Origin of the sequence: Almyronema sp. (genome assembly GCF_052168255.1) — a bacterium.
In the GTDB taxonomy this organism is placed as follows: domain Bacteria; phylum Cyanobacteriota; class Cyanobacteriia; order Phormidesmidales; family Phormidesmidaceae; genus Sphaerothrix; species Sphaerothrix epifaneia.
Genome location: NZ_JBQLZL010000110.1, coordinates 1 through 8,100 on the forward strand (window position 1 = coordinate 1; position 8,100 = coordinate 8,100).

Sequence of the window (8,100 nt, forward strand, 5' to 3'; positions counted from 1 at the left end):
AGCAGGTGGTAGCAGCTAGCAGGGTAGGAATCATCAGTACGCCGAACCAGCCAATATAAAGGCGGTTGTCGGTGCTGGTAATCCACTGGCAAAACTGCTCCCATGCTCCGACGTTTTCACGTCTTTGCAGTGTAGAAGTCATAGTGATGATTGCCGAATAAATAAACGACGAAAAATATGTGAGTTAACAGTTAAGTACACTTGGTTAAGTACAGTTACCCACATGACAATAGATTAAGGATTCTGCTCGAATGTGGGGCTATCTTTGCAAAAAATCTTCTACCTTTGAAACATTTCTAAGTATTTTTAGCCCGGTGGCCATTGCAGCGATCGCCCCCCTAGCAAATGCATATGAAGATGGAAAACGGTTTGTCCACCGTCATTTCCCGTATTGATCACAACCCGGTAACCGCTCTCGGCCATTCCTACTTGCTCAGCAAGCTGGTTAACAATTAGCAACATATGGCCGAGCAGTTCCTTATCAGCAGCCTCTACCGCTGTCAGCGCTGGAATGGGCTTTTTGGGGATGACCAAAAGATGGGTTGGGGCTTGAGGGTTGATGTCTGAGAAAGCAAGGCAAAGATCGTCTTCATAAAGGATATTGGCTGGAATTTCTTTGCGAATAATCTTGCCAAAAATAGTGTCTGTGCTCATGAGCCAGCTTTTGCATCCTAAAGCAAGAACGCTCGTCATTTTATACTCTGTCTGTGGACATAGCAGATTGAGGCTATCGATCGCTTATGCTTTGGGCAGTGTAAAAATCAAGTTTACTGCTTGGTTGGCTTTAAGACTTTTGCATCCATTGCGTGTATCTTGCCGGAGCGATCGGAGTAAGGTAGGCATGCTAGGCAGAGTCAGCTTTGGGCTGAAAGCGCCAGGATTGCTGGAGGAACTAGGTACATGCTAAAAGATCCCTCTTCCCTCTCTATTAAACAGCAGCAGGACTGGCCTAAAGCTTTGAGGCAGTATGAAACCCTTTTGGATCTAGCGGGAGACTGTCTGTTTATTTGGGACAGTGAAGGGTGCGTTACTTTTTGGAATTCAGCCGCTGAACGCTGTTATGGCTGGAGCAAAGCGGAAAGCCAAGGTCAAAGTTTACAGGCTTTGTTAGGTTCTCAATGGCCGCTGCCGTGGGCAGAAATTCAGGCAGTTTGCTTGGCAGGCGATCGCTGGTCGGGTCGGGTTTTGCAAACCTGCCGAGAGGGTACTCAAATTTGGGTAGAAACCACAATTTGCATAGCTCAAGATGATCCAGAGGCAGCTCCTACTTTTTTGCAGTGCGATCGCCTGCCTTCTGCCACCTTAGCCACCAACGATGCCGCCCAAGTCAATCAAGTATTACAGCATCGAGCCACTGAATTAGAAACGTTGTTTGATGTCATTCCGGTTTGTTTGGCGATCGCCCAAGATCCGCTGTGTGAGAAAATTCGCATCAATCCTGCCTTCGCCAATTTGTTAGCCATTGACTACGCCACGCACAGTTCTATGACGCGGGCAGCAGCGCAAGCACAAGCGCTTTATCAGGTTTTGCACCAAGGTGAGCCTGTGCCCGTAGACGAGTTACCCATGCGCCGCGCCATTACTGAAGGAATAGAAATTCGAGATGCCGAAATTGATATTCGGCGGCGCGATGGCAAGATTTTTAATCTCTTTGGCTATGCAGCACCTGTACGAGATGGACACGGTGAAATTACAGGAGCCGTTAGCGCCTTCTTAGACGTCACTTCCCTAAAGCGGGCAGAAGCCAACTTGAAAACGGCGCTAGCTAAAAATCAGCTCATTTTAGAAAGTATTACGGATGCTTTTATTGCCTTAGATCCTGACTGGCGCTATACCTACGTCAATCCAGCCGCTGCCCAAAGGCTACGCCGCTCACCCGATCAGCTTTTGGGTAAAACGATTTGGCAGACGTTTCCGGGCTTGAACAATACGTTTTTAGGGCAAGCCTTACAGCGGGCGGCGGCTGAGCAAAATGCGATCGCGTTAGAAACGCCCTATCCCCCCTGGCAAAACTGGGCTGAGGTGCATATTTATCCTTCTAAAGAAGGCATTACCCTCTATTTTCAAGATGTGACGGCTCGCAAAACAGCAGAGCGTACGCTGCGCGAGAGCGAAGAACGTCTGAGGCTGGCGGTTGATCTAACCGAGTTGGGGCTGTGGGACTGGAACTTAAGCACCGGAAAAGTCACTTGGTCTTATCATCATGGTCGCCTTTTTGGCACGACGACAGAAGCTTTCGATGGCACCTATGACGCCTTTTTGCGCTGTGTCCATCCCGATGACCACGAAGGTGTCAATCAAGGTGTGCAGGCAGCGCTTGAGAGCGGTGTTTTTGGGCATGAATTTCGGGTCGTCTGGCCAGATGGAAGTTTGCACTGGCTGGGAAGCAAAGGAAAAGTGACCTACGATGAACAGAAAATTCCCCGGCGGATGTTGGGCTTCGTTTGGGATATTAGCGATCGCAAGCAGGTTGAAGCGGAGCGAGAGCAACTGCTGATTCGCGAGCGGCAAGCGCGGGAAGACGCCGAGATGGCAAACCGCATCAAAGACGAATTTTTAGCGGTGCTTTCTCACGAACTGCGATCGCCGCTCAACCCAATCTTAGGTTGGACAAACTTGCTACTGCGGCGTCAGCTTAATCCAGAAACCACACGGCGAGCGCTGGAAACCATCGAGCGCAACGCCCAATTACAAACGCAGCTGATCAGCGACTTGTTAGATGTTTCGCGGATTTTACGCGGCAAGCTCAAGTTAGACAACAACCCGGTTGATTTAGCTCAAGTAGTGCAGAGCGCTTTAGAAACCGTCCAGCTTTCGGCGGAGGCTAAAGACATTGACATCAAGCTCGATTTGCCTGAAGTTTCTCCGCGTGTGCGTGGTGATGCTGGCCGTTTACAGCAAGTCGTCTGGAATTTGCTGTCTAACGCGGTTAAATTTACACCAACCCAAGGTGAAGTCAGCGTTTGGCTGCGGCAGGTCGAGCAACAGGCTGAAATTCGGGTGCAAGATACCGGGCAGGGCATCACCGCCGATTTTCTGCCTTATGTGTTTGACTACTTTCGTCAGGCAGATGGAGCCACCACCCGTCAGTTTGGTGGGCTAGGGTTGGGGCTTGCCATTGTGCGTCATCTAACAGAATTGCATGGTGGCTCGGTAGAAGCCAGCAGTACGGGGCTGGGCCAGGGGGCTACGTTTACGGTACGCTTGCCGCTGCTGCATCAGCCGCTGATGACAGTACCCGCAGTTAGTGTCACCGCGACTAGAAAAGTACCTAAATTGTCTCATCAGCTTATGGGTAAGCAGGTTTTAGTAGTAGACGACGATGCGGAAGCGTTATATCTGGTGTCTTACGTTCTAGAAGAGTACGGTGTGCAGGTTTTATCAGCCACTTCGGCTGAGGCAGCCTTAGTCATTCTCGATCAGATACGGCCTCACTGCTTGATTTGTGACATTGGCATGCCCGGTATCGACGGCTATGATTTAATGCGCCAAATTCGAGCGCGATCGCCCGAACAAGGGGGAGAAATTCCTGCGATCGCGCTAACTGCCTATGCTTCAAGCCGCGATCGCCAATTAGCGCTAGCAGCGGGCTTCCAAGCTCATCTCACCAAACCCACTAACTTAGACCAGCTTATAGAAACGCTCGATCACCTGCTCCGCGTTTGAGCGTTAGCGCTAAAGGCAAAAGGGACAAAAGCGGCAAGCCTGTTTCAATCGCGCTTAAGGCTGCAATTTTACGGCGGTTCCGGTCGCTGTAATCAGCATGAGCACACCCGTTTCATCCAAATTGATCGTATCTGTCATAACCCGTACCCCAATTACCGCGTCTGCCCCTAGCCGTTGCGCTCGTTCTGCAATTTCGGCTAAAGCTTCGCGCTGGCCGCGTTCAAACACCCGTTCATAAGCGCCTGTGCGTCCACCAATGATGTCACGAATACCCGCAAAAAAATCTCGCAGCGCATTGCTGCCATAAACCACCTCTGCCGTCACCACCCCTAGGTAATCGCTGATCACTTTCCCTTGGAGAACATCAGTTGTTGTTACAATCATCTATTGATCCCCAAACATAACTTCACAAAAGTTGGCGCATCAGCCATTTAGGCTGCATGTCGCTGTTCCCTACTGTTGACCCTCTGGAGGATAGGCCGTGTATAGGCGAATCATTTTAGCTGCTGCTCTACTAGAAGTCAGTTGGCTATCCCTTTCAGCCCAGGCAGTCAGTTTCCAATCTAACGCGACTCGTTCACCCTTTGAGTCTACTTCTGAGCTAGTTGCTCAAAATGGAGCTTCTGAAGATGAGCGCGTCAATGACCTTTTACGCCAAGGGCGCGAACGTCTAGAGGCACGGGACTATGCCGGAGCAATTTCAGCGTATCAGCAAGCCTCGCAGCTAGAAAATGACAACGCTCGCATCTATTCGGGTATGGGCTACGTGTATGTGCAGCAAGGTAACTATCCGGCGGCGGCGGAAGCTTATCGTCAGGCGATCGCCTTAGACGATCGCAATACGGCTTTTCGCTATGGTCTGGCCTATGCTTTGGTCAACGCTGAAGACCTAGAAGCTGCCGCTTCAACCTACGAAGAACTCGTTCGCCTAGCTCCGAATGAGGCCAATGCGTATTTGGGTTTGGGCGGCGTACTCATTCGTTTAGAAAATTATCAGGCAGCGGCGGATGTCTACCGCCGTCTGACGGGCATTTCCCCCAATAACGCGGAAGCGCTAGAAGCGCTGGGCAATCTCTATCTGCAACAAGAGCGCTACCGCGAAGCAAGAGAAGTTTTACAGCAGGTGCAGCAGATCCAGCCCAACCGTAGTAGTTTGCACCTCAGCTTAGCCAATTTGTGGCTGTTCGAAGGCAACCAGGAGCAAGCCTTACAGTCGCTCAATCGAGCAGTGCAGATTGATCCGAACAATGCTGAAGCCCAGTTTCAAATTGCTGAGATTTTGCGCGATCGCGGCCAAACTGACGCCGCCTTTACCCACTATCTCAAAGCGGCTGAGGCCAACCCTGACATTGCGCTGGCTCAAGCCATGATTGGTGAAACTTACCTGGCTAGAGAGCAGTACTTTCAAGCTGTCCTGGCCTATCGACGTTTGGTTAGCCTTTTACCGGGTGATCCGGGGGCTCACTATAACCTCGGTCTGGCTTTGTGGGGGCAGGGATTTCGCCAAGAAGCGGTTTCCCAAATTCGCCAAGCTCAGTCGCTCTACCGTCAGCAAGACGATACCGCCAGCGTAGAACGAACCCAACAATTGCTAGAAGTTTGGGGCGTTGAAAGCTAAGCGGTAACGGCAGCTTCAAGCCGCTCTCCGGTCAGGCTAAATGCCCGCACTTCGGTAATGCGAACCGGGACAATTTGGCCTTTGAGAGCGGCAATATCACCCTCAAAAAAGGTGAGGCGATTACCACGGGTGCGACCCATCACTTGGGCTGGATTTTTAGGATTGCGCTCTTCGACGAGTACCTCTTCCACACGTCCGGCATAGCGCTGCGATCGCTCCGCCGCTTTCACTGCCACTAAATGGTTAAGGCGTTGCAGGCGATCGCTTTTAACTGCTTCGCTCAGTTGGTTATCCCACAAAGCAGCAGGCGTACCGGGGCGAGGCGAGTAAGCCGCCGTATTAAGCTGATCAAAGCCGATATCTTCAACCAGTTTCAGCGTATTTTCAAACTGAGCTTCAGTTTCACCCGGAAAACCAACAATCGCATCGGCGCTAATGGCAGCATCGGGCATATAGCGCCGCACGGTATCAATAATGCGGCGATATTTTTCTTGGGTATAGCCCCGGCTCATCGCCTTCAGCACTTCGTTATCCCCCGACTGAAAAGGAATATGGAAGTGTTCACACACTTTGGGTAGCTCGGCACAAGCCCGAATTAGCCGTTCGGTAAAATAGCGCGGATGGCTAGTGGCAAAGCGCAGGCGCTCAACCCCCGCTACATCATGGACAAAATACAGCAAGTCGGTAAGTGTATGCAGGTGGCGTCCTTCAGCCGTGGCACCGGGTAAGTCACGTCCGTAGGCGTCAATGTTTTGCCCTAACAGCGTTACTTCCTTGAAGCCCTGCTGCCCTAGCTGCACCATCTCTGCCCGAATTGCCTCAGGGGTACGAGACTGCTCTACGCCCCGCACATTGGGCACAACACAATAGGTGCAGCGCTCATTGCAACCATAAATTACATTCACCCAAGCCGTTACCTGACTATCCCGTCGGGGCTTGGTGATGTCTTCCATGATGTGAACTGGCTCAGTCGCCACCACCTGATTACCGCTAAACACTTGCTCTAGCAAGTCTTGCAGGCGGTTGGCGTGCTGTGGCCCCATGACTAAATCTAGCTCAGGTACTCGCCGCAGCAGCGATTCGCCTTCTTGCTGCGCCACACAACCCGCCACAATCAGGGTCAAATTCGGCTGTTCGTGCTTGCGTTTGGCTTGCCGCCCCAGGTAAGAGTAAACTTTTTGCTCGGCATTGTCGCGAATGGTGCAGGTGTTGTAAAGCACCACATCGGCTGTGTAGGGATCTTCGACCCACTCGAAGCCCATGTCATCTAAGATGCCAGCCATGCGCTCAGAGTCAGCCTTATTCATCTGACAGCCAAACGTGGTGATGTGGTAGCGACGGGGAGAAACAACCATAAACCTAGTGACAAACCGCTAAACCCCTATTTTGCCATTTGTTTGCAGGCTTGGGGAAGATAGCCGACTCAAGCTGATTCAATCGTGGCTTCGGCTTGATGGGCGATCGCCCGTAGCTGGTCTAGCGTATTGCCCTGGGGTTGCTGCCACAACCCCCGCTGATGAGCCTCAACCAGCCGTTCTGCCATATCTCGCAATGCCCAAGGATTTTTGGCTAAGACAAATGCTTGTACCTTAGTGTCTAGCAAATATGCCTCTGCCACCCCTTGATACATATAATCTTCGACGCAGTGAGCCGTAGCATCGTAGGCAAACAGATAGTCTACCGTTGCTGCCATTTCAAAAGCTCCTTTGTAGCCATGCCGCATCACCCCGGCTATCCATTTAGGATTGACCACGCGAGATCGATAGACCCGGGCAATCTCAGCCTCTAGCGATCGCACTTGCGGATTTTCTGGCACAGCATGATCGCCAAAGTACACCTGCGGATTTTTGCCCTGGGTGACCCGTACGGCTGCGGTTAAGCCCCCCTGAAACTGGTAATAATCATCGGAATCCAGCAAATCGTGTTCGCGGTTGTCTTGGTTGTGCAGCACTATCTGCATTTGCCCCAAGCGTTGTTCAAAGGCAGCGGGCGCTGAACGTCCTTCAGCCTGACGGGTGTAAGCGTAGCTGCTCCAGTTAATGTAAGCACGGGCTAAATCGGCGTCTGTTGTCCAGTTTTGCGCCTCAATTAGCCCTTGCAGACCAGCACCATAGGCTCCAGGTTTAGAGCCAAAAATGCGGTAGCGCGATCGCGTCTCAGCCTGTTGTAGATCAAGTCCTTGCTGTTGCCAAAACTGGGTTTCGGTCGAGGTTTGTGCCGCCAGAGGGTTTTGCTCGGCGGTTTCATCAAGAGCGGCGATCGCCGCCACCGCCTGGTCAAACAAATCAATCAAATTGGCAAAGGCATCGCGAAAAAAGCCAGAAATTCGCAGGGTCACATCTACGCGAGGACGACCCAGCAACGATAGCGGCAAAATCTCAAAGTCCACCACCCGACGCGAAGGCCCATCCCAAACCGGACGCACCCCCATCAGCGCCAGGGCTTCGGCAATATCATCACCGCCTGTCCGCATGGTGGCAGTACCCCAGACCGACAGCCCCAGGGTTTTGGGATATTCGCCGTGGGTTTGCACGTAATCTTCCACCAGCACCTCTGCCGCTTTGCGACCCACATCCCAGGCGCTTTCGGTGGGGATGGCGCGAATATCAACCGAGTAGAAATTGCGCCCGGTGGGTAAAACTTCGGGGCGATTGCGCGTGGGGGCACCCGCAGGGCCACTGGGGACGTAGCCGCCATTGAGTCCGTGGAGCAGGTGGGTGATTTCTTGGTGGGTTTGTTGGAGTTGGGGGAGGAGGTGGGTTTGGATCCAGGTGAGGTGGGGGGGGAGGGGAGATGAGGGGGATGGTGGGATGGGG

At 52.2% G+C, this 8,100-nt stretch carries 6 protein-coding genes and 1 pseudogene; 2 read left to right on the forward strand and 5 right to left on the reverse strand.

The genetic code is table 11. The features are described 5' to 3' along the window. Both ACTS3T_RS22580 and ACTS3T_RS22585 read right to left on the reverse strand, forming a co-directional pair. Nucleotides 1–142, reverse strand: a pseudogene (locus ACTS3T_RS22580) (photosystem II q(b) protein); the annotation flags it as partial. A gap of 164 nt (nt 143–306) precedes the next feature. After that, complete coding sequence (locus ACTS3T_RS22585; protein ID WP_377964021.1) at nt 307–654, reverse strand: histidine triad nucleotide-binding protein; 348 nt, start codon at nt 652–654, stop codon at nt 307–309. A 246-nt stretch (nt 655–900) separates the two neighbouring features. Here ACTS3T_RS22585 and ACTS3T_RS22590 point away from each other — a divergent pair, with 246 nt between their 5' ends. Next, the gene (locus tag ACTS3T_RS22590; protein WP_377964019.1) at nt 901–3,666 is read left to right on the forward strand and encodes a hybrid sensor histidine kinase/response regulator; all 2,766 of its coding nucleotides are present in this window, start codon (nt 901–903) and stop codon (nt 3,664–3,666) included. Nucleotides 3,667–3,720: 54 nt separating this feature from the next. Here the strand turns inward: ACTS3T_RS22590 and ACTS3T_RS22595 are convergent, their stop codons facing one another. Further along, nucleotides 3,721–4,050 (reverse strand): YbjQ family protein, encoded by a 330-nt coding sequence (locus ACTS3T_RS22595; protein WP_377964017.1) that lies wholly within the window; start codon nt 4,048–4,050, stop codon nt 3,721–3,723. Nucleotides 4,051–4,147: 97 nt separating this feature from the next. Here ACTS3T_RS22595 and ACTS3T_RS22600 point away from each other — a divergent pair, with 97 nt between their 5' ends. After that, nucleotides 4,148–5,284, forward strand: a complete 1,137-nt coding sequence (locus tag ACTS3T_RS22600) for a tetratricopeptide repeat protein (RefSeq protein WP_377964015.1) — start codon at nt 4,148–4,150, stop codon at nt 5,282–5,284. Here ACTS3T_RS22600 and miaB read toward each other — a convergent pair. Beyond that, nucleotides 5,281–6,639, reverse strand: a complete 1,359-nt coding sequence (gene miaB, locus ACTS3T_RS22605; protein WP_377964013.1) for a tRNA (N6-isopentenyl adenosine(37)-C2)-methylthiotransferase MiaB — start codon at nt 6,637–6,639, stop codon at nt 5,281–5,283. The genes ACTS3T_RS22600 and miaB overlap by 4 nt on opposite strands. Nucleotides 6,640–6,707: 68 nt before the next feature. After that, nucleotides 6,708–8,100 (reverse strand): cobaltochelatase subunit CobN (locus ACTS3T_RS22610; protein WP_462935792.1); only part of this gene is annotated, 1,393 nt, incomplete at its 5' end.

What these genes read in the sequence shown, in the direction of transcription:
- ACTS3T_RS22595 (WP_377964017.1), bottom strand. Translation starts at nt 4,050, where the DNA reads ATGATTGTAACAACAACTGATGTTCTCCAAGGGAAAGTGATCAGCGAT.
- ACTS3T_RS22585 (WP_377964021.1), bottom strand. Translation starts at nt 654, where the DNA reads ATGAGCACAGACACTATTTTTGGCAAGATTATTCGCAAAGAAATTCCA.
- miaB (WP_377964013.1), bottom strand. Translation starts at nt 6,639, where the DNA reads ATGGTTGTTTCTCCCCGTCGCTACCACATCACCACGTTTGGCTGTCAG.
- ACTS3T_RS22590 (WP_377964019.1), top strand. Translation starts at nt 901, where the DNA reads ATGCTAAAAGATCCCTCTTCCCTCTCTATTAAACAGCAGCAGGACTGG.